A 19,505-nucleotide genomic window follows, 5' to 3' on the forward strand; every position below is an offset into this window, starting at 1 on the left:
ACCCGGCGTCACATACATGCCGTGCACGGACACGCCGTCACGGAAGCGTCGTCGTCACCCGCAACAGCCGAGGATCGTGCGGCAGCTTGAGGGTGTCCTGGGCGAGGTCGGTGGCGATGCGGACGGCGCCGTCGAGCGGGTCGCCCGCGGCGGGGACGCGACGGGCGTGCGGAAGACGCTCCGTCAGTTCCGCCTCCAGAGGGGCCAGGAGGGCGTCGCCGAGCTTCAGCAGGCCGCCCGTGAGGGCGACTTCGCAGTCCCCGGAGGCCGGGCACGCCGCGGCCGCGGCGTCGGCGATGTGCCCGGCCGCCGCGCGCAGCACGCCGACGGCCACCGGGTCTCCCTGTGCCGCGCACCGGCCCACGTCGGGGGCGAACGAGGCGAGCACCGCGGGCCGGTCCGGCCGCGGATACAGCAGCCCCGGCAGCCCGGACAGGGGAGCGCCGAACCGCGCCTCGGCGCGTGCCCGCAGCGCGGCCGAACCCCCGCGCCGCCCGTCGAAGGACCTCAGGGCCGCCTCCAGGCCCGCCCGCCCGATCCACGCCCCGCCGCCGCAGTCGCCGAGCAGATGGCCCCAGCCGTCCGCGCGCCGCCACGCCGTCAGGTCCGTGCCCGTCGCGATCAGCCCGGTGCCCGCGGCGACGACCGCGCCGGGCCGCTGGCCCAGCGCACCCGCGTACGCGGTGACGGCGTCCGCGGCGAGCGCCACCCGGCGCACCCCGAACAGCTCCGCGAGCGCGGACGGCAGCCGGTCGCGCAGCTCGTCGCCGAGCGACGCCATCCCGGCCGCGCCCACCGCCACGGCCGTCAGGCGCGCCCCGTCGCCCGCCTCGGCCAGCAACTCCCTGGCCATCGGCTCCAGTTGGGCGAGGAGGTGCGCGGCGTCGATGCCGCGCGGTCCCGTCCGCACCGGCTCCTTGGAGCTCCTCGGTGCCGGGCGGCGGGCCCCGTCCGCGACGCCGAGCGCCGCGCGCAGGCCGGAGCCGCCCGAGTCCACGCCGAGGACGACCGTCACGGCAGCCGCCAGTCCACCGGCTGCGCGCCCTGCCGCACCAGCAGGTCGTTGGCCCGGCTGAAGGGGCGCGAGCCGAAGAAGCCCCGGTCCGCCGACATCGGCGACGGGTGCGAGGACTCCACCGAGGGCAGCTGGCCGAGCAGCGGCCGCAGATTGCGCGCGTCCCGGCCCCACAGGATCGACACCAGCGGACGGCCGCGCGCCGCGAGGGCCCGGATGGCCTGCTCGGTGACGTCCTCCCAGCCCTTGCCGCGGTGCGCGCCCGGCTTGCGGGGGGCCGTGGTGAGGGCCCTGTTGAGCAGCAGTACGCCCTGCTGGGTCCACGGCGTCAGATCGCCGTTGGACGGCTGGGGCAGACCCAGGTCGGTGCTCAGCTCCCGATAGATGTTGATCAGACTGCCGGGCAGCGGTCTGACGTCGGGCGCCACCGAGAACGACAGGCCCACCGCGTGCCCGGGGGTGGGATAGGGATCCTGGCCGACGATCAGGACGCGCACCTCGTCGAACGGCTGCTGGAAGGCGCGCAGCACGTTCGCCCCGGAGGGCAGATAGGTGCGTCCCGCGCTGATCTCGGCGCGCAGGAAGTCACCCATGGAGGCGATCTGTTCGGCCACCGGCTCCAGGGCCTTGGCCCAGCCGGCTTCGACGATTTCATGCAAGGGTCGTGGTGCCACGGAGCGTCACTCTACTGCCGTACACGCGGGGCCGTTCACCCGACGGCCCGCCCTCTCCGCCGGGGGCCGGGGCGTGGGGCCCCGGGGCGCCGGGCCCGGCAGGGCTGTCGCTGTCAGCCGCGCCAGGGCCGCGGCCGGGGCAGCCAGCCGGGGACGGCCTCGCGGTAGCGCGCGTACTGGGTGCCGTGGGCGCGCAGCAGGGCAGGCTCCTCGTACCACCGGGCGAAGGCGCCCATGACCGCGCCCGCGACCAGCGCGTAGCCCAGCAGGACCGGCCGGGCCAGGAGCAGGCCCTGCCCGGCGATGGTGGTCACCACCGCGACGTACATGGGGTTGCGCACGTGCCGGTACAGGCCGCCCACGACCAGGTGCTCGGTCGGTGCCACCGGTGCCGGGGTGCCGAGGCCCTCGGTCACGAACCGCGCGAAGGCGTGCACGAGCACCACCGCCCCGGCCGCGAGCGCGACCCCGCCGAGCACCCGCACCGGCAGCCACCAGTGACCGGCCTGCCACCGCGTCAGCCACCACGGCACCAGGACGGCCACGGTGCCAGGGGCGAGCGCCAGGAACACCGAACTGCCCATCGCCGCCGCGGACTTGCGCATGGCGCCAGTATGCGCGCCTCACCGGCCGCGGGGAGCCCCCGTCACGCGAGCACGGCGGCGCGCACACAGAGCACGTCCGGCAGATGGGTGATGAGTTCCTGCCAGGTGTCGCCGTCGTCCGCCGACGCGTACACCTCGCCGTTGCGGTTGCCGAAGTACAGGCCCGCCGGGTCCGCGCCGTCGGTGCACAGGGCGTCGCGCAGCACCGTGCCGTAGTGGTCGCCCCGGGGCAGGCCCTCGCTCAGCGGCTCCCAGCTCTTGCCCGCGTCCTGGGTGCGGTAGACGCGACAGCGGTGGTCGGCCGGGACCCGGTCCGCGTCGGCGGTGATCGGGAAGACGTACGCGGTGTCGGCGCGGTGCGGGTGCGCGACCGCCGCGAAGCCGAAGTCCGACGGCAGGCCCTCGCCGATGTCGGTCCAGTGGGTGCCCGCGTCGTCGCTGCGGTACACCCCCCAGTGGTTCTGCAGATAGAGCCGGTCGGGGTCGACGGCGTCCTTCGTCACCTTGTGGACGCACTGGCCGAACTCCGGGTTCGGGTCCGGCAGGAAGACCGCGGAGACGCCCGAGTTCGCCGGGTCCCAGCTCGCGCCGCCGTCCCGGGTGCGGAAGACGCCCGCCGCTGACACCGCGACCGTCACCGCGTCCTTGTCGCGGGCGTCCGTCAGGATGGTGTGCAGGCCCTCGCCGCCGCCCCCCGGCTGCCACTGCGAGCGCGTCGGATGCTCCCACAGCGGGCGGACCAGGGAGAAGCTCTCGCCGCGGTCCTCCGAGCGGTACAGCGCGGCGGGCTCCGTGCCCGCGTACACCACGTCGGGCTCCGCGGCGGCCGGGTGCAGCTGCCACACCCGCTCCAGGGAGGCGCCGGTGTCCCGGGGGAACTTCACCGCGGGCTGCGACGGCTCGGTCCAGGTGCGGCCCAGGTCGTCGGAGTGGAACACCGACGGGCCCCAGTGGGAGCTGTCGCCGCCGACCAGGAGGCGGGGCGCGGGGGCGCGGGTGTCGATGGCGATCGCGTAGATCGCCTGGGCGTTGAAGTACGGCGCCTCGTCGAACCGCCACGTGCCGGCGGAGCGGCGGGCGATGAAGAGGCCTTTGCGGGTGCCGATGGTGAGCAGGACGTCAGCCATGCCTCGCACCTTTCCGGACGTCGTTGTCTCAGGTAGGGCTCAGTCTGCACCCGGGCACTGACAATCTCCCCTGGACAGCGTGTCGGCGCAGGTCAGAGCGGTTCTTCCCGGGTCCTTCCGGTTCCGTACCGCGTCGGGCGCCCGGCCTCAGGCGTCGGCTCCGCCGACGGGCCCGCGCAGCTTCTCGGCCACCTCCGCGATCGCCTCCGGGCCCACCCGGCAGCAGCCGCCGATCAGCCGCGCCCCCGCCTCACGCCACCGTGACACCTGGGCGGCGGTGAAGCGGGAGGGGCCCTGCCAGGAGCGGGTGCGGGCGTCCCAGGTCTCGCCGGAGTTGGGGTAGACCACCACCGGCTTGCCGGTGACGCGGGCGGCCAGGGTCACGGCCGCGTCCGCGTCACGCGGGTCGCAGCAGTTGACGCCCACGGCCAGGACCTCGTCGGCGTCCGCGGCCAGGGCGAAGGCCTCGGCCAGGGGCTGGCCCGCCCGCGTGCGGGTGCCGGAGACGCTGTAGGAGAGCCAGGCGGGCACGCCGAGGCCGCGGGCCGCGCGGAGCAGCGCGCGGGCCTCGTCGGTGTCCGGGACCGTCTCCAGGGCCAAGATGTCCGGCGCGGCGTCGGCGAGCACCTCCAGACGGGGCCGGTGGAAGCGCTCCAGGTCGGCCACGCTCAGGCCGTAGCCGCCGCGGTACTCCGAGCCGTCGGCGAGCATCGCGCCGTAGGGCCCCGCCGACGCGGCGACCCACAGCGGGCGGCGCGCGCCGGTGAGGGCCGCGGCCTCGCGGGCCAGCGTCACGCTCAGGCGGAGCAGCTCGGCCGTGCTGACGGCGTCGATGCCGTGCCGCGCGAAGCCCTCGAAGGTGGCCTGGTAGCTCGCGGTGATCACGACGTCCGCGCCCGCCTCGTAGTACGCGCGGTGCGCCGCCCGCACCGCGTCCGGGCGCTCGGCGAGCAGCCGCGCCGACCACAGGTCGTCGGACAGGTCGTGCCCGGCGGCGGCCAGCTGGTTGGACAGGCCACCGTCGAGCACCAGCGGGCCGCGCGCGAGGGCCGCCGCCAGGCTCGTCGGACCGCCCCCCGCACCCGCCCCCGTACTCACTGCTTCGTTCATACGGTCGACGCTAGCCGAGGAGCGGTCAGAGGGAAGTGACAGGCGACCTGATGGCCCGCGCCGTTCGGCGTGGTGACCGGCGGCTCCGTGGTCGCACAGACGTCCTGGGCGAGCGGGCAGCGGGTGCGGAAGCGGCAGCCGGACGGGGGCTTCGCCGCCGACGGGGTCTCGCCGGTCAGCGGGGAGCGCGCGGCCGTGGCGGCCCCCGGACCAGGGACGTCGACGGTGTCGAGCAGGCCGCGGGTGTAGGGGTGCAAGGGGTGGGCGTACACGCGCTGAGCGGGCCCCGACTCCACCAGCTTGCCCAGGTACATGACGCCGACGGTGTCGGCGAGGTGGCGGATCACCGCCAGGTCGTGGGAGATGAACAGGTACGTCAGGCCGCGCTCGTGCTGGAGGTCCCGCATCAGGTTGAGGATCTGCGCCTGCACGGAGACGTCGAGGGCCGAGACCGGCTCGTCGGCGACGACCAGGTCGGGGGAGAGCGTGAGCGCCCGGGCGAGGCCGAGGCGCTGGCGCTGGCCGCCGGAGAACTCGTGCGGGTAGCGGTGCACGGCGCCGCGCGGCAGGCCGACCGCGTCGAGGAGCGCGCCCACCAGCTCCTCCCGGTCGGCGCGGCCGCCGACGCGCTGGATGACGAGCGGCTCGCGCAGGATCTCGCCGACGCGCATGCGCGGGTCCATCGCGGCCGTGGAGTCCTGGAACATCAGCTGGACGCGGCGCCGGTGCGCGCGCCGCTCGGCGCGGGACAGGGCGGCGAGGTCCCGGCCGTCGAAGCGGACCGTGCCCGCCGTCGGCTCCTCCAGGCCCGCGACGATCCGGCCGAGCGTCGTCTTGCCGCACCCGGACTCGCCGACCACGCCGTACGTCTCGCCCCTGCGGACGGTCAGGCAGACGCCGCCGACCGCGCTGAGCGTGCCCCGGCGCCGGGCGAACGGGCCCCCGGGCAGCGGGAACTCCTTGGTGAGTGCGTCGAGTTCGAGGAGGACGCCCCCCGGCTCCACGGCCACGGCCGGGGGCGGTGGGAGGAGTTCCGTCGCGGGCGCCTCCTCGTCGTACGGTACGGGGTGGAAGCAGGCGAACCGGTGCTCAAGGCCCTGGAGTTCGTCGTCCACCGGCTCCGGTGCGCGGGTGTGGCACAGGTCCGTCGCGAAGGCGCAGCGCGGCGCGAACCGGCAGCCCCGCGGCCGGGTCGTCAGGCTCGGCGGCAGGCCGGGGATGGTGTGCAGCCGCGTGCCGCTGCCCGCGGCGCGCTCGGGCAGGGCCGCGAACAGCGCCTCGGTGTAGCGGTGGCGCGGACGCGCGAACAGGCCCCGTACGTCGGACTGTTCGGCGACCTGGCCCGCGTACATCACCGCGACGCGGTCCACGCGGCTCGCGATGACGCCCAGGTCGTGGGTGACGAGGATCATCGCCATGCCGAGCGTGCGCCGCAGGTCGTCGACCAGCTCCAGGATCTGGGCCTGTGTGGTCACGTCGAGCGCCGTCGTCGGCTCGTCGGCGATCAGCAGCCGGGGCTCGCACACCAGGGCCATGGCGATCGCCACGCGCTGGCGCATGCCGCCGGACAGCTGGTGGGGATAGGCCTTCATGCGCTCCGACGGCTGGGGCATGCCGACGAGGCCCAGCATCTCCTCGGCGCGTGTCCAGGCCTGCCTGCGGCCGATGCCCGGGCGGTGCAGGAGCAGCGGCTCGGCGACCTGCGCGCCGATCGTCATCGTGGGGTTGAGCGAGGTCAGCGGGTCCTGGAAGATCATCCCGATGCTGTCCCCGCGTACGTCCTGGAGCACCGGCGCGGGCGCGGCCGCCAGGTCCCGGCCCGCGAACAGGACGCGCCCGCCGGTGACGCGGCCACCGGGCGGCAGCAGCCCGACGACGCTCAGCGCGGTCATGGTCTTCCCGCAGCCCGACTCCCCGACGATGCCCAGGGATTCGCCGGGCGCGAGGTCGAGCGAGACGCCGTCGAGGGCGTGCACGGTGCGGTCGCGCGCCTCGATGTCGACGCACAGGTCCTCGATGCGCAGCAGCGGCTCGGCCGTGGACCGAGGCGCGGAGGTGTCGTGAGCCATGTCGCTTCGTCCCTACTTCCGCAGCCGTACGTCGAAGGCGTCCCGCAGCCCGTCACCGATGAAGTTGAACGCGGCGACGACCAGCACGATCGCGATGCCCGGCGGGAAGATCAGCCACCAGTAGCCGTTCTGCGTGTACGTGATCCCGGCGGACAGCATCGAGCCCCAGTCGGCCGACGGCGGCGGGATGCTCAGACCGAGGAACGCCAGATAGCTGACGTAGAGGATGGCGTCGGCGATCTGGAACGTGCAGTTGACGATGACGGTGCCGACCGCGTTCGGCACGATGTGCTTGACGACCGCCCGCGCGCCACCGCCGCCCATCATCCGCATGGCCTGGACGTACTCCCGATCGCGCAGCGAAAGCGCCTCGCCGCGCACCAGGCGGGCCGGGGACAGCCAGGCGACGGCGGCGATGATGAGGACGAGCACGCCCTTGCTCGGCGTGATGATCGCGGCGACCACGACGAGCAGGAACATCGCGGGGATGGCGAGCGCCGCGTCCGTGATCCGCATCAGGGCGGCGTCCACCCAGCCGCCGAAGTAGCCGGACACCGCCCCGTACACGGTCCCGAGGAGCGTCGCGAGGAGCCCCGCCGCGAGGCCGATCTCCAGCGAGGTCCGCCCGGCCACCATCAGCCGTCCCACCATGTCGTAGCCCAGGTCGGTGGTGCCGAGCAGGTGCCCGTCGGTGCCGGGGGAGAGGTTGGCCTGCGACAGGTCGGTGTGGACCTGCTCGGTGTCGTACAGGAGCGGGCCGAGGTAGCTGAAAGCGAGGAGCAGGGCCAGGAGGACCACGCCCGTCAGGGCGAGCTTGTTGCCGGTGAAGACGCGCAGGGTGCGGCGGGCGAGCGAGGGCGTCGCGAGCGCGGCGTCCTCGTTGCCCGGAGCGGTACCGGGAGCCGGGACCGGGGCCGTCGTGGTGGTCATGCCACGCTCCGAATCCGGGGGTCGAGGACGGCGTACAGGACGTCGGTGAGCAGGGAGCCGACGACGGTGGCGATGCCGACGACGAGCGTCACGCCGAGCAGCACGGGGAAGTCCGAGCCCTGGGCGGCGTTCCAGAACAGCAGCCCCATGCCCGGGTAGTTGAACATCGACTCGACGACGAGGGCGCCGCTGAACAGCGTCGGCAGATACAGGCCGAGGAGGGTGGCCAGCGGGATCAGCGCGTTGCGCAGGACGTGCCGGACGAGCACGCGGCGGCTCGACTGCCCCTTGGCCATGGCCGTGCGGACGTAGTCCTCGCTGAGGTGGTCGAGGACCGCCGAGCGCATGTAGCGGCTGAACATCGCCACGATGCCGAACGCCATCGTCACCACCGGGAGCACGAGTCCGGTGACGTCCCCGAGCAGGTCGCCGACCGACTCGCCCTGCGGCGCCTCCGCCGGGAGGACCGGCAGGACCTGCGTGAACACGATGATCATGACGAGGCCGAGGAAGAACACGGGCGTGGCGTACAGCAGGAACGCCAGAGCGGTGAGCGCGTAGTCGGACGCCTTGCCGCGCCGCACCGCCTGGAGCAGGCCCAGCGGGATCGCGATGACGACGGCCAGCGCGGTGGCGAGGACCGTCAGGAGCAGCGTCTTGGGCAGCCGCTGCCTCAGCAGGTCGAGGACGGGCGAGTTGAGCTTGTAGGAGTCGCCCAGGTCGCCGGTGAGCAGGCGCTTGAGGTACATGCCGTACTGCGTGGGCAGCGAACGGTCGTAGCCCTGCTGGTGGTTGAAGTCCTGGATCTGCTGGGGCGTGCCCTTGGGGCCGAGGATGGCGCGTGCGGGGCCGCCGGGCAGCTGGTGAAGGAGCACGAACACGATGACCGACACCAGGAAGAGCACGACGAGCGCCTGGAGGAAGCGCTTGAGCAGAAAGCCGGTCACTGGTCGGCCTCCTTCTTCTTGACGTAGTACCAGTCCTGCGGCGCGAACGTGACCGTCGGGTTCTGCTCGACGCCCCGCAGGTCGTTGCGGATCACCGACACCTGGTACGCGGGGTTGGGCATCCACATGACGGGGAGTTGCTCGGCGAGGTACTCGCCGTAGGCGTGCACGGCCTTCATGTCCGGCGCGTACTGCACGGCGCGGATGACGCGGTCGGCCCGCTCGTCGCTGTAGTTGCCGAAGTTGGCGGACGCCCCCGTGGAGAACAGCTGCTCGCCGCTGGGGTTGAGCGGGTAGTACCAGCTGCCCGCCGTGCCGAAGAAGGACATGTCCCAGTCGCAGCCGGGGTCCTTCGCCGTGCACGGAACGGAGTTGCCGAGGACGGAGTTGAGCGGCTGCTGGCGCACCGTCAGCTCGATGCCCGCCTTGGACAGGGACGACTTGAGCTCCTGCATCATGTTCGTCGTCTCGGTGGAGCCGGACTGGGACAGGAGCGTCAGCTTCAGGGGCGCGCCTTTCGCGATGCCCGCGCCGCACGCTTCGGGGCCCGTGCCGGGGCGCGCGCAGCGCGCGGTGCCGCCGTCCGCGCGCCAGCCGTGGGCCTCGAGGAGTGCCTTGGCCTTGGCCACGGAGAACGGGTACCGGTTGCGCTCCATGGCGGGCGAGAGGTACTGGCTCTTCGGCGTCACCGGCACCGGGCCGAGCGTCGGGGTGGCGCTGCCCTGCCAGATGACCTCGCTCATCGCCCTCTGGTCGACCAGGTGCTGCATGGCCTGGCGCACGTAGAGCTGGCGCAGCAGCGGGCCCGCGTGCGTGGAGTTGAAGTTGTAGACGATGTACGTGGCCGCCCAGCCCTCCCAGGGGTCGACGCGGTAGCCCCGGTCCTCGAACTTCTCCTTCTGCGCCATCACCGAGGGCGGGATGTAGCCGTAGTCGACGCCTCCGGAGCGCAGCACGTTGTACTCGGAGTCGGCGGTGGTGAAGGGCTTGAAGACCACCTTGTCCAGGTGCGGCCGCTGGGACCGCGGGCCGGTGAACTTCTCGTTCGGCACGAGGGTGACCTGGCCGTTGTCGCGCCAGCCCGCGAGCCGCCAGGGCCCGTTGACGGTCTTCCACAGCGGGTCGCTGCCGTAGGTGCCGAGGCGCTTGGCGTGCCGGGTGAGCCGGGCGAAGACCGCCTTGGCGCCCTTGGCCGTCCGGTCGAAGTCGCCGATGGTGCCGCCGTCGGTGGTGGCGCTCCAGGCGTGCTGGGGCAGCGCCCGCATCAGCGTGAGCTGGTTGGCGGTGAACCAGTCCGGGTTGTAGGCGCGGCTCAGGCGCAGCCGCACGGTGTGCTGGTCGAGCGTCTCGAACCGCTTGACGTTGTCGGGCATCGTGCCGACCGAGTAGTTGCCCCAGGAGGCCTTGTTGGCTCGGACGAGGTGGAACCAGAACTCCAGGTCGCGGGCCGTCACCGGCGTGCCGTCGGACCACTTCACGCCCTTGCGCAGCGGCACGGTGACGGTCCTGTTGCCGTCGCTGTACGTCGGTTCCAGGCCCAGGGTGCTCGGCCCGTGCGTGGTCAGTTCGCCCTTGCGCCGGTCCTGCACGGCCTCGTACACCGGCATGAAGAGCAGGCTCTGGATGCCGTAGTTGTACGAGGCGCCGTAGCCGGGCGCGCCGATCGGGAAGATCCAGTTGGGCGTCGCGGCCGGGGGCAGGGCCATCGTCGCGGTGCCGCCCTCGACCGGGGTGCCGCCGGTCGGGCCCATGTCGACGCGGGCGCCGTCGCGGGTGCAGCCGGTGAGGGCCGCGAGCGTCAGGCCCGCGGCCACGGCCGCCTTGAGTGCACGCATCGTTCGGGGCCTCCAGGAGCTGCCGGGACCGGATCCGCACGTGTGAGCGGTGGGAGGGCCGCACGCTAGGCCCGGGGTGAAAAGCAAGTCAAGAGCTTCGTTCGGCAAAGGCTGCGAAAAGCCCGGACAGGGGCGGCTGTTTCTTCGAAGTGCTGGTCAACTTCCTTTGTTGCGCCCTAGTGTTCAGTCGGTGTACGAAACAACTCGCCGAACGTACGGGGGCGATATGGCAAGCGGCGCACACGGCGAGCCCGGATCGGCGCAGCACATCGTGCATCTGGTGTCGTCGGGCGCGGCCACGTCACGGGCCGCTCTCGTACGGGAGCTGGGCCTCGCGCCGTCCACGGTCTCGCTGCGCGTGCAGGAGCTGGTGGCCGCCGGAGTGCTCACCGAGTCCGGTGAGGGGGCCTCCCGGGGCGGGCGCCGCCCGAGGCTCCTGCGGGTGCGCACCCAGGGCGGGGTCGCGCTCGCCGCCGACCTCGGCAGCCACCACGCCCGGCTCGGCGCCGTCGACCTCGGCGGCCGCGTCCTCGACCCCGTGGACCTGCCGCACGACATCACGGCCGGGCCCGAGCCGGTCGTCGACTGGCTGTGCGAGCGCGTGGCCGACCTCGCCGCCCGCGAGCGCGCGGCGGGCCGTGCCGTGCGCGCCCTCGGCGTCGCCTTCCCCGGCCCCGTCCGGCCGGGCGAGGGCTGTGTTCTCAGCCCCTCACGGATGCCCGGCTGGCACCGCTTCCCGCTGCGCGAGGTGCTCGCCGAACGCCTCGGCCTGCCCGTGACCGTCGAGAACGACGCCACGATGATGGCCGTCGGCGAGCACCGCGTGGCCCGGCCCGCGCTCGACCACCTCGTCGTGGTCAAGGCGGGCCGCGGCATCGGCAGCGGCGTCATCGCGGCGGGCCGCCCGCACGACGGCGCGGGCGGCGCGGCCGGGGACATCAGCCACGTCCGCGTCGAGGCGGCGGGCGAGCGCCCGTGCAGCTGCGGCAACATCGGCTGCCTGGAGACCGTCGCCAGCGGCGCCGCGCTGATCCGCGAACTCGCCGCGCAGGGCGTCGAGGTGGCGTCCACCAGCGAACTCCTGAGGCTCGTCGCCGACGGCGACCCCCGGGCCACCACCCTGGTGCGCACCGCGGGCCGCCACATCGGCACGGTCCTGTCCGTCGTCGTGAACTTCTTCAACCCGCAGGCCGTGGCCCTCGGCGGCGTGCTCGCCACCGCCGAGCCGCTGGTCGCCGCCGTGCGCGGGGTCCTCTACGAACGCTGTCTGCCGCTCGCCACGGCGGATTTGGAGATCACCACCACGGTGACAGGACCGGACGCGGGGCTGCTCGGCGCGGGCCTCACCGCCCTGCGCACCGAGCTGCCGACCGCGCCCGCCCAGGAGCCCGGCGCCGCCCCGCGCGAGCGGTCCGCCCCCCGTCAGGAAGAGAGCGCCCGCACATGACAAGGACCGAGTCCGTCACCGGCCGCCCGCTGCGCATCGGCATCGGCGGCATCGGCATCGAGGCCTCCACGTTCTGCCCGCACCGCTCCACCACCGACGACTTCCGCCAGACCCGAGGCCAGGAGCTGCTCGACCGCTACGCCTGGACCCGCCCGGACAGCGACCTCGCCCGCCTCGGCGGCCCCGTCGAGTGGGTGCCGCTCCTGCACGCCACGTCCCTGCCCGGCGGCCCCGTGGAAGCCGCGTCGTATCTGACCCTCAAGGACGAACTCGTCACCCGCGTCCGCCGTGCTGGCCCGCTCGACGGCCTCGTGTACGACATCCACGGTGCCATGAGCGTCGTCGGCCTCACCGACGCCGAGGCCGACCTGACCGAGGCGGTGCGCGCGGCCCTCGACTTCGTGGGCACCCCGGACGGCACCGGCCGCCCCATGATCTCCGCCGCCATGGACCTGCACGGCAACGTCTCGCGGCGCTTCGCCGACCCCGTCGACCTGCTCACCGCGCACCGCCTGGCCCCGCACGAGGACGCCTGGGAGACCCGCGAGCGCGCCGCCCGCAACCTGGTGCGCTGCCTGCGCGAGGGCAGGCGGCCGCACCGGGCGTGGGTGCAGGTGCCGGTGCTCCTTCCGGGCGAGAAGACCAGCACGCGCATGGAGCCCGCCAAGTCCCTGTACGCCTCGCTCGCCGACATCGAGAAGCTGCCCGGCATCCTCGACGCCGCGCTGTGGGTGGGCTATGCCTGGGCCGACGAGCCGCGCTGCCGGGCCGCCGTCGTGGTCACCGGCGACGACGCGGGGCGGGCCGCCGCCGAGGCCGAGGGGCTCGCGCGCCGCTACTGGGCGGCGCGCCGCGACTTCGTCTTCGTCGGGCCGACCGGCAGCGCCGACGAGTGCGTCGAGAAGGCGGTGGCCTCCGCCAGGCGGCCCTTCTTCATCAGCGACTCCGGTGACAACCCCACTGCGGGCGGCGCGGGCGACCTCGCGTACATGCTGGCCCGGCTCCTGGCCCATGACGCGATCCGCTCCGGGCGCGTCACCGCCGTGCACCCCGGCATCACCGACCCCGTCGCCGTCGCCGAGTGCTTCGCGGCGGGCGTCGGCGCCGAGGTGACGCTGTCCGTGGGCGGAAAGGTCGACACGGGCCACGGCGGACCGTACGAACTCACCGGCACCGTCGAGGCGTTGCAGCGCGCGACCGACCAGAAGGACCGGGCCGAGGGCGGCGCCTACGACCGCGGCGTCGACATGGCGGCGGTCCGCGTCGGCGGGCTCACGCTGATCCTCGTCGCACGCCGCAAGCCCTTCCACACCCTCGCCGACTTCCTCGGCCCTGCCGAGGGCGGCCTCGGGATCGACCCGAGGACCTACGACCTGGTCGTCGTGAAGATCGGCTACCTGGAGCCGGAGCTGTACGACATGGCCGCCGACTGGCTCCTCGCCCTCACCCCCGGCGGCGTCGACCAGGACCTCGAACGGCTCGGCCACCACCGCGTCGAGCGGCCCCTGTACCCCTTCGACGAGGACGCGTACGAGGACGGCGCGGGCCCCGACCTGACGGCGGCCACGCTGCCGCCACTTGCCCCCTGAGAATCCAGAGCACCCAGAGCACCCTGAGAACCTTGAGCGTCGCCCCGTACGAGAGAGGAACCGTCCGCCATGAAGCGTGCCGCCACCCTGTCCGCCCTGGTCTGTCTGCTCGCCGTGACGGCGGCCGCGCCCGCCGCGCCGGGCGGCCACGACACCGGGCACGGCCAGGGCCGGGACAAGGGCCGGGAGAAGGGGCGCCTCCTCGACTCCGTGCCGAAGCGGGGCGTGCTGCGCGTGTGCACGACCGGCGACTACCGCCCCTTCACGCACCGCGAGGGCGACGGCGGCTACCGCGGCATCGACATCGACATGGCCCGCGACCTGGCCGCGTCCCTCGACGCGAAGCCCAAGTTCACCGCCACCACCTGGAAGGAGATCGTCGACGACGTGGCCGCGCGCCGCTGCGACATCGCCATGGGCGGCATCTCCGTCACCCTGCCGCGCGCCCGCAAGGCGTACTTCAGCGAGCCGACCCGCGAGGACGGCAAGACCCCGATCGCGCGCTGCGCGGACAAGGACAAGTACGCCACGCTCGACCAGATCGACCGGCCCGGCACCCGGGTCGTCGTCAACCCCGGCGGTACGAACGAGCAGTTCGCCCGCGCCCACATCAAGCGGGCCACCCTCACCGTCCACCCGGACAACACCACGATCTTCCAGGAGATCGTCGACGGCCGCGCGGACGTGATGATGACGGACGCGAGCGAGACCCGCTACCAGGCGAAGCTCCACCCCGAACTGTGCTCGCTCCACCCGGACAAGCCCTTCACCTTCGCCGAGAAGGCCTACGCGCTCCCCCGCGGGGACGAGGAGTTCAAGGAGTACGTCGACCAGTTCGTGCACCTGGCGACCCACGACGGGACGTACGCGGCGTACGAGGCGGAGTGGATGAAGTAGCGGTCGGGGACCGGCCTGGTCCCGGCCCCTGACAGTGTCTGCATGCACGCGCCAAACTGTGCGCATGTCCTTAGCAGAGCTGGCGAGCATGGCCGTCACCGCCATGACGACGGGGGTCGCCTCCGGTGCGGGAACCGCGGTGGTCGACGAGGTCAGAGAACTGGTCCGGGGCCGCCTCGAGCGGTCCGAGGAGGGGCGCGGCGCCCTGCGCAGGCTCGACGCCGAACCCGCGCCCGACGGAGCGGCCGACGACGTCACCGCCCGGCTGACCGCCCTCCTCGAGGAGGACCCGGAGCTCGCGCGCAGGCTCCGGGCCGCCCTCGCGCCGGACGTGCCGCCCCCGCCCGCCGCCCCGCCGGCCGTCCACCAGCAGATCACCATCGGCGGCAACGCCAACCGCAGCACGGTCGTCATCGGACCCGTCGAACTGCCCCGCACGCGCGGCGTGTTGATCGCGCTGACCGGCATCGGTGTCGTCCTGGCCGTGCTGCTCGTCCTCGGCTTCCGCAGCGTCCTGAACAGCCTCACGGACGACGGGGACGGCGGGGGCTCCGGGAGCGGCCGGGTGACCGCGCTGCGGCAGGAGCCCGAGGTCCGGGCGGTCCTGCCGGACTCCGCGAGCGTCGCACAGGGTTGGCAGACCACCCAGGCCGCCGACGTCCGCAAGGGTGCCCCGGACTGCGGGAGCGGCTGCGAGGGCGCCTTGTACACCGCCACCGTGCGGCACGAGAAGGAGAGCCCGCTCGCGGGGGTCTTCTTCCACGTCGAGGCGTACGACACCGCGGACCACGCGGCCGCGCGGTTCAAGGACCTGCGTGCGGACAAGGACCGGAACACCGACGCGCTCGACTCCCTGTCGATCCAGCCGCTGGGCGACGAGAGCGCCGCGTACCGCAAGGAGATCGTGAACTCCGCGAGCGCCGAGGCGGGCGCGCGCGTGGGCACGGTCGTCACCTGGACCACCTACCGCACCGGCGACGACTCCCTGGACCCCGGGACCCTCACCGCCCTCGCCCGGATGATCGTGGACCGCGCCCAACAGGCCCAGGACGGGCGGGAACCCACCGCCCGGGCCGGACTCTGAGGGCCCGGCACCGGACGCCGCCGAACACCCCGGGGTAATCCCTGGGCCCGTCCCCGATGCCGGGCCGCCCGGCGGCGGCCTACGGTGACAGTCGCCGGAAGCTGAGGGGCGCCGCAGACGGCTGCGGTGAGCTTCGGGCGGGCCGGAGGATTGCGCGATGCACCCATCCCGCAGGAACTGCGTCCACAGCGGGACGAGCGGGCTGCTCGCCTCGACCACCACCGACGACATCGACGCGCTCGTCGCCCGCCTGAAGGACCGGCAGCGCGTCGTCCTGCACTTCCACGGCGGACTCGTCGACGACACGCTGGGCTTCGTGACGGCCGAACGGCTCGCCCCGGTGTACGAGGCCGCGGGCGCCGAGCCGGTGTTCTTCGTGTGGAGCAGCGGCCTCCTGGAGGTGCTGCGCGGCAACCTGCCGCAGATCCTCAGCGAAGGCGTCTTCCAGACCCTCCTGAACCGGGTCGTGCGCTTCGCCTCCGGCGTCGTCTTCCAGCAGCCGGGCAGCCGTGCGCTCGGCGGCTTCACCGTCCCGTCGACCCGGGCCGTGGCCCGCGAACTCGCCCTGCTGCGCACGGGACAGGAGCCGTACGCACGCCTCACGCCGCCCACCGAGGTCCCCGCGCTCAGCGAGGCCGAGCGCGTGCGCATCACCGCCGACCTCGCGGCGGACACCGAACTCGCCGAGCGCAACCGGGAGATCGTGGGCTCCGTCCTGCGCTCGGCTCCCGCGACGACCGCCGCGCGCGACATCGACGGGGGGCGCGCGGCGGTCGCCACCCTCATGTCCCCGGACACCGTGGCCGAGCTCGCGGCGGAGACCGCCGACGCGGAGAACCGCAGGGCCGTGGTCACCTCCGCGCTCCTGGTGCGCAAGACGGTGCGCGTCGTCTCCGCCGTCGTCGCCCGCTTCCGGCACCACACCGACCACGGCCTGTACCCGACCGTCGTCGAGGAGATACTCCGCGAGTTCTACCTCGCCAACGTCGGCGCGGCCGTGTGGGACGCGATGAAGCGGCAGACCGCGGACACCTTCGCGGCCGACGCCCCGGACACCGCGGACGGCATCCGCGCCGGACGCTACTTCCTCGACCGCTTCGGCCAGTTGCTCGCCTCCGGGAGCAGGCCCCGGGTGACCCTGGTCGGGCACAGCGCGGGCGCCGTCTTCATCGGCAACCTCCTCACCGAGCTCGCCCGCAGGCGCGCCGACGCCGACGACCCGCTGCCCGAGGACTTCCGCGTCCACGACGTCGTCCTCCTCGCGCCCGCCTGCACCGTCGGCCAGCTGGCCGACGTGGTGCGCCGCCGCGCCGAACTCTTCGACCGGCTGCGGATGTTCACCCTGACCGACGCGGCCGAACGCGCGGACCAGCTGGTGCCCTTCCTGTATCCGCGCTCCCTGCTGTACTTCGTCTCCGGCGTCCTGGAGCGCGGGCCCGAGGGGGAGAGCGCCGTGTCACCGCTCGCGGGCCTCCAGCGCTGGTTCACCGCCGAGGGCGACACCGGCGGCGTGGACGCGCGGGACCTGCGGACCTTCCTGCGCGCGGACGTCACCCGCACCGTGTGGTCGCCGGTGGACGGCGGCCCGGGACTCACCTCCGGCGCCCGCAGCCACGCCGGATTCGACGACGACCCGGAGGTCCTGGCCAGCCTGGCCCGGATGCTCGCCGACTGACGGCCGGGGGACGGCTCCATCAGGGGCTCCACCAGGAGTTCCATCCAGGGGCTCCACCAGGAGTTCCATCAGGGGGAAGACTCGATGAACGACCTGCACCACGCCGTGGTCGTCGGAATCAACCGCTATCCGGCGATCAGCGACCTGCGCGGCGCCCGCGGCGACGCGGGCCGGTTCCACGACTGGCTCGTGGACCCGGCCGGCGGCAACGTACCGGAGGACAACGTCGCCCTGGTCACGGCCACCGAGCGCGACGAGCGCGAGGCCGACGTGATGACCGCGGTGCCGACCCGCGAGAGCGTCAACCGAGCCCTGTACCTGGCCCACCGCGCGGTCCGGCAGGCCGTCGACGAGGGCGGCAACTGGGCCGACACGCGGCTGTACCTGTTCCTCGCCGGGCACGGCATCGCCCCGTTCGGCGGCGACGCCGCGCTGCTCATGGCCAACGCCGCGATCGACCTGCTCGGCAACCACATCGCCGTAGGCCCCTACCTGTCGTGGTACGAGTCGGCGTCGCCGTTCCACGAGATCGTCATCTTCGCCGACTGCTGCCGCACCCGCTTCGGCGGCGTCGCCGCCTTCGGCCCGCCGTTCACGGACACCACCGAGGCGCCCGACAAGGTCGAGTGCCTCGTCGGCTACGCGACGTCGCTCGGCGACCCGGCCTACGAACAGCAGACGCCCGACCCGAACCAGGCCCGCGGGCACTTCACCAGCGCCCTGATCGAGGGCCTGCGCGGAGCGGGTGGCGGCACGGTCACCTCCGAGGGCAAGGTCACCTCCGACAGCCTCAGCGACTACGTGCGCCGCCACGTGCGGGACCGCACCGCGCGGCAGCTCGTCCCGCAGGAGGCCCGGTTCCTGCGGGAGACCAGCACGCCCATCGTCTTCGCCGAAGGGCTGCGGGGCGTCGGCTCCTACCCGGTGACGCTGCGCTTCCCCGCGGGCTTCCACGGCTGGGTGGAGCTGCGCGGCCGCGACGTCACGCCGCCGCGCAGGCTGTACGTCGACGGGACCGGCGGCGCCGACCACGTCGAGCCGCTCGTGCCGGGCCTGTACAAGGTCGTGCCGGAGAGCCCGGTCGCGCCGGACTTCAGGGACGGCGGATTCTTCGAGGTCGTCACCGGAGGTGGCCACGGTGTCCAGTTCTGAACAGGCCCGCCCCGAGGTGCCGTTCGTCGTCATCCCCGGCACCCCGTCCGTCCTTGTCACCGTCACCGACGAGACGCTCCGCGAGGTCGCCTCCGGCGTCGGCACCATCGAGACGACCGTGACGCCCGGCATCTACCGCATCGAGCAGCGCTTCGCGGGCGCCGTCGCCACCCGGTTCGTCGAGGTCGGCGAGGAGGCGTTCACGGAGCGCCTGCCGCTGCCCCGGGTCCCGGCCCCGGCACCCGTGCGGCGGACCGCCACCACCCACGACGAGCACCGGGCCGCCGCGGAGCGCTGGAGCCGGGAGTCCACGCACGGGACGGGCGCGCCCAGCCTGATGGTGCTGCTGCGCAATCTGCGCCGCGGCTGGCGGCTCGACCCGTACGCCCTGCAGATCGCCGCGGAGAGCGGCGCGGCCGTGGACGGCGGCGAGGTCGGCTGGCGCGTCGACGAGCAGCAGGGCTGGTCGGCGTGGAGCGGCCCGCTGGCGCCCGGCGGCTACCGGCTGCGGCTGCGCAGGCCCTCCGGCGAGGGCCTGCCGCTGGCCCAGGCGCTGTGGGTGTCCGAGGGCTGGACCACGCTCGTCTTCGTCAGCAACGGCCCGCGCGGCGCCCAGCCCCAGCACGCCTCCGTGGAGATGGCGCCGCTCGGCGGCGGCTGGAGCCCCCTCGACGAGGAGCTGAACCTCGCCCGCGAGGCGGCGCTCTCCGGGCTGCGCCAGGGCATCGACCTCATCTCGGACCAGCAGCTCCTGCCGATGCTGGACTCGCGGCGCGCCGACCCGTTCCTCGGCGTCGTGGGCGCGCACGCGATGCTGCTCGACCACAGGCCCGATCTGCGGCGGCTCGACGAGGTGGTGCGGCGGCTCACCCCGCACCTGCCGGGACACCCGGACGTCGCCGCCCTGTGCACCCTGACCGACGGGCCGCCCGCGCGGGTCGCGTCGCCGCCCATGCTGGCGGCCTCCTGCCGCCTGCTCATCGAGGCGGACGGGGCCGACCCCGGAGTGATCGAGGACGGCTCCGTGGCGGAGGGCGTCGCCGAGCACCTGGTGGGGCGCGGGGTGTGGACGACCTGGCTGGAGCAGGAGCGCTGGCCCGGCGCCTTCGCGGCCCGCGGCGGACCCGTGCCGCGCGGCGTGGGCGGCGCCCGGCCGCTGGCGTCCGACGCCGTCAGCCGCGTCCAGGCCTACGTCCAGGAGATCGCGGACCTGGAGGGCCGGGCCGTGGCCGACGTGCTGCACAGCGTGCCCCGGGACGAGCTGTGCCGCAGGACGGGCCTGCCGCACCGGCCCGTGGAGCGGGCGATCGAGGGGCTGCGGGAGACCGGGGCCGGATGAGGGACGTGCC

16 protein-coding genes are annotated in these 19,505 nt (G+C 73.9%); 7 read left to right on the top strand and 9 right to left on the bottom strand.

Features of this window, described 5'->3' with window-relative positions:
* Positions 1 to 37: 37 nt before the first annotated feature.
* The 9 genes from ACIG3E_RS16760 to ACIG3E_RS16800 form a co-directional block, all read right to left on the bottom strand.
* Positions 38 to 1,015, bottom strand: a complete 978-nt coding sequence (locus ACIG3E_RS16760) for an N-acetylglucosamine kinase (protein WP_399616345.1) — start codon at positions 1,013 to 1,015, stop codon at positions 38 to 40.
* Positions 1,012 to 1,689 carry a uracil-DNA glycosylase gene (locus tag ACIG3E_RS16765; protein ID WP_399616347.1) on the bottom strand — a complete coding sequence of 226 codons (678 nt, stop codon included), beginning with the start codon at positions 1,687 to 1,689 and terminating at the stop codon, positions 1,012 to 1,014. Before ACIG3E_RS16765 ends, ACIG3E_RS16760 begins: the two co-directional genes overlap by 4 nt.
* A gap of 113 nt (positions 1,690 to 1,802) precedes the next feature.
* On the bottom strand, positions 1,803 to 2,294 hold the full coding sequence (locus tag ACIG3E_RS16770) for a methyltransferase family protein (protein WP_399616349.1): 492 nt from the start codon (positions 2,292 to 2,294) through the stop codon (positions 1,803 to 1,805).
* Between the two features lie 41 nt (positions 2,295 to 2,335).
* A complete protein-coding gene (locus ACIG3E_RS16775; RefSeq protein ID WP_399616350.1) occupies positions 2,336 to 3,421 on the bottom strand; it encodes a WD40/YVTN/BNR-like repeat-containing protein in 1,086 nt (361 codons plus the stop codon).
* A gap of 147 nt (positions 3,422 to 3,568) precedes the next feature.
* On the bottom strand, positions 3,569 to 4,531 hold the full coding sequence (mmuM, locus tag ACIG3E_RS16780; protein ID WP_399616352.1) for a homocysteine S-methyltransferase: 963 nt from the start codon (positions 4,529 to 4,531) through the stop codon (positions 3,569 to 3,571).
* On the bottom strand, positions 4,528 to 6,600 hold the full coding sequence (locus ACIG3E_RS16785; RefSeq protein ID WP_399616354.1) for a dipeptide ABC transporter ATP-binding protein: 2,073 nt from the start codon (positions 6,598 to 6,600) through the stop codon (positions 4,528 to 4,530). The genes mmuM and ACIG3E_RS16785 overlap by 4 nt, the downstream gene beginning before the upstream one ends.
* A 12-nt stretch (positions 6,601 to 6,612) precedes the next feature.
* Positions 6,613 to 7,530: an ABC transporter permease gene (locus tag ACIG3E_RS16790; protein ID WP_399616356.1), complete on the bottom strand. Its 918-nt coding sequence runs from the start codon at positions 7,528 to 7,530 to the stop codon at positions 6,613 to 6,615.
* Positions 7,527 to 8,477, bottom strand: coding sequence for an ABC transporter permease (locus ACIG3E_RS16795; RefSeq protein ID WP_399616358.1), 951 nt, complete (start codon positions 8,475 to 8,477; stop codon positions 7,527 to 7,529). Before ACIG3E_RS16795 ends, ACIG3E_RS16790 begins: the two co-directional genes overlap by 4 nt.
* Positions 8,474 to 10,312, bottom strand: coding sequence for a peptide ABC transporter substrate-binding protein (locus tag ACIG3E_RS16800; protein WP_399616360.1), 1,839 nt, complete (start codon positions 10,310 to 10,312; stop codon positions 8,474 to 8,476). The genes ACIG3E_RS16795 and ACIG3E_RS16800 overlap by 4 nt, the downstream gene beginning before the upstream one ends.
* A 226-nt stretch (positions 10,313 to 10,538) precedes the next feature.
* Between ACIG3E_RS16800 and ACIG3E_RS16805 the strand changes: the two genes are divergently transcribed.
* From ACIG3E_RS16805 to ACIG3E_RS16835, 7 genes are all read left to right on the top strand, one after another.
* Positions 10,539 to 11,759, top strand: a complete 1,221-nt coding sequence (locus ACIG3E_RS16805) for an ROK family protein (RefSeq protein ID WP_399616362.1) — start codon at positions 10,539 to 10,541, stop codon at positions 11,757 to 11,759.
* Entirely contained in the window at positions 11,756 to 13,348 is a 1,593-nt protein-coding gene (locus ACIG3E_RS16810; protein ID WP_399616363.1) for a M81 family metallopeptidase, read from the top strand. The genes ACIG3E_RS16805 and ACIG3E_RS16810 overlap by 4 nt, the downstream gene beginning before the upstream one ends.
* Positions 13,349 to 13,417: 69 nt before the next feature.
* Positions 13,418 to 14,245: a transporter substrate-binding domain-containing protein gene (locus tag ACIG3E_RS16815; protein WP_399616365.1), complete on the top strand. Its 828-nt coding sequence runs from the start codon at positions 13,418 to 13,420 to the stop codon at positions 14,243 to 14,245.
* 64 nt (positions 14,246 to 14,309) lie between these two features.
* Entirely contained in the window at positions 14,310 to 15,329 is a 1,020-nt protein-coding gene (locus ACIG3E_RS16820) for a hypothetical protein (protein WP_399616367.1), read from the top strand.
* 157 nt (positions 15,330 to 15,486) lie between these two features.
* Complete coding sequence (locus tag ACIG3E_RS16825; RefSeq protein ID WP_399616369.1) at positions 15,487 to 17,004, top strand: hypothetical protein; 1,518 nt, start codon at positions 15,487 to 15,489, stop codon at positions 17,002 to 17,004.
* Positions 17,005 to 17,088: 84 nt separating this feature from the next.
* The gene (locus ACIG3E_RS16830) at positions 17,089 to 18,156 is read left to right on the top strand and encodes a caspase domain-containing protein (protein ID WP_399616371.1); all 1,068 of its coding nucleotides are present in this window, start codon (positions 17,089 to 17,091) and stop codon (positions 18,154 to 18,156) included.
* Positions 18,143 to 19,495 (top strand): hypothetical protein, encoded by a 1,353-nt coding sequence (locus ACIG3E_RS16835; RefSeq protein WP_399616373.1) that lies wholly within the window; start codon positions 18,143 to 18,145, stop codon positions 19,493 to 19,495. Before ACIG3E_RS16830 ends, ACIG3E_RS16835 begins: the two co-directional genes overlap by 14 nt.
* Positions 19,496 to 19,505: the final 10 nt, after the last annotated feature.

Origin of the sequence: Streptomyces sp. NPDC053474 (genome assembly GCF_044544845.1) — a bacterium.
In the GTDB taxonomy this organism is placed as follows: Bacteria; Actinomycetota; Actinomycetes; order Streptomycetales; family Streptomycetaceae; genus Streptomyces.

Coding starts and splice junctions, on each gene's coding strand:
- ACIG3E_RS16770 (WP_399616349.1), bottom strand. CDS start 2,294: ATGCGCAAGTCCGCGGCGGCGATGGGCAGTTCGGTGTTCCTGGCGCTC.
- ACIG3E_RS16775 (WP_399616350.1), bottom strand. CDS start 3,421: ATGGCTGACGTCCTGCTCACCATCGGCACCCGCAAAGGCCTCTTCATC.
- mmuM (WP_399616352.1), bottom strand. CDS start 4,531: ATGAACGAAGCAGTGAGTACGGGGGCGGGTGCGGGGGGCGGTCCGACG.
- ACIG3E_RS16785 (WP_399616354.1), bottom strand. CDS start 6,600: ATGGCTCACGACACCTCCGCGCCTCGGTCCACGGCCGAGCCGCTGCTG.
- ACIG3E_RS16790 (WP_399616356.1), bottom strand. CDS start 7,530: ATGACCACCACGACGGCCCCGGTCCCGGCTCCCGGTACCGCTCCGGGC.
- ACIG3E_RS16800 (WP_399616360.1), bottom strand. CDS start 10,312: ATGCGTGCACTCAAGGCGGCCGTGGCCGCGGGCCTGACGCTCGCGGCC.
- ACIG3E_RS16805 (WP_399616362.1), top strand. CDS start 10,539: ATGGCAAGCGGCGCACACGGCGAGCCCGGATCGGCGCAGCACATCGTG.
- ACIG3E_RS16810 (WP_399616363.1), top strand. CDS start 11,756: ATGACAAGGACCGAGTCCGTCACCGGCCGCCCGCTGCGCATCGGCATC.
- ACIG3E_RS16815 (WP_399616365.1), top strand. CDS start 13,418: ATGAAGCGTGCCGCCACCCTGTCCGCCCTGGTCTGTCTGCTCGCCGTG.
- ACIG3E_RS16820 (WP_399616367.1), top strand. CDS start 14,310: ATGTCCTTAGCAGAGCTGGCGAGCATGGCCGTCACCGCCATGACGACG.
- ACIG3E_RS16825 (WP_399616369.1), top strand. CDS start 15,487: ATGCACCCATCCCGCAGGAACTGCGTCCACAGCGGGACGAGCGGGCTG.
- ACIG3E_RS16830 (WP_399616371.1), top strand. CDS start 17,089: ATGAACGACCTGCACCACGCCGTGGTCGTCGGAATCAACCGCTATCCG.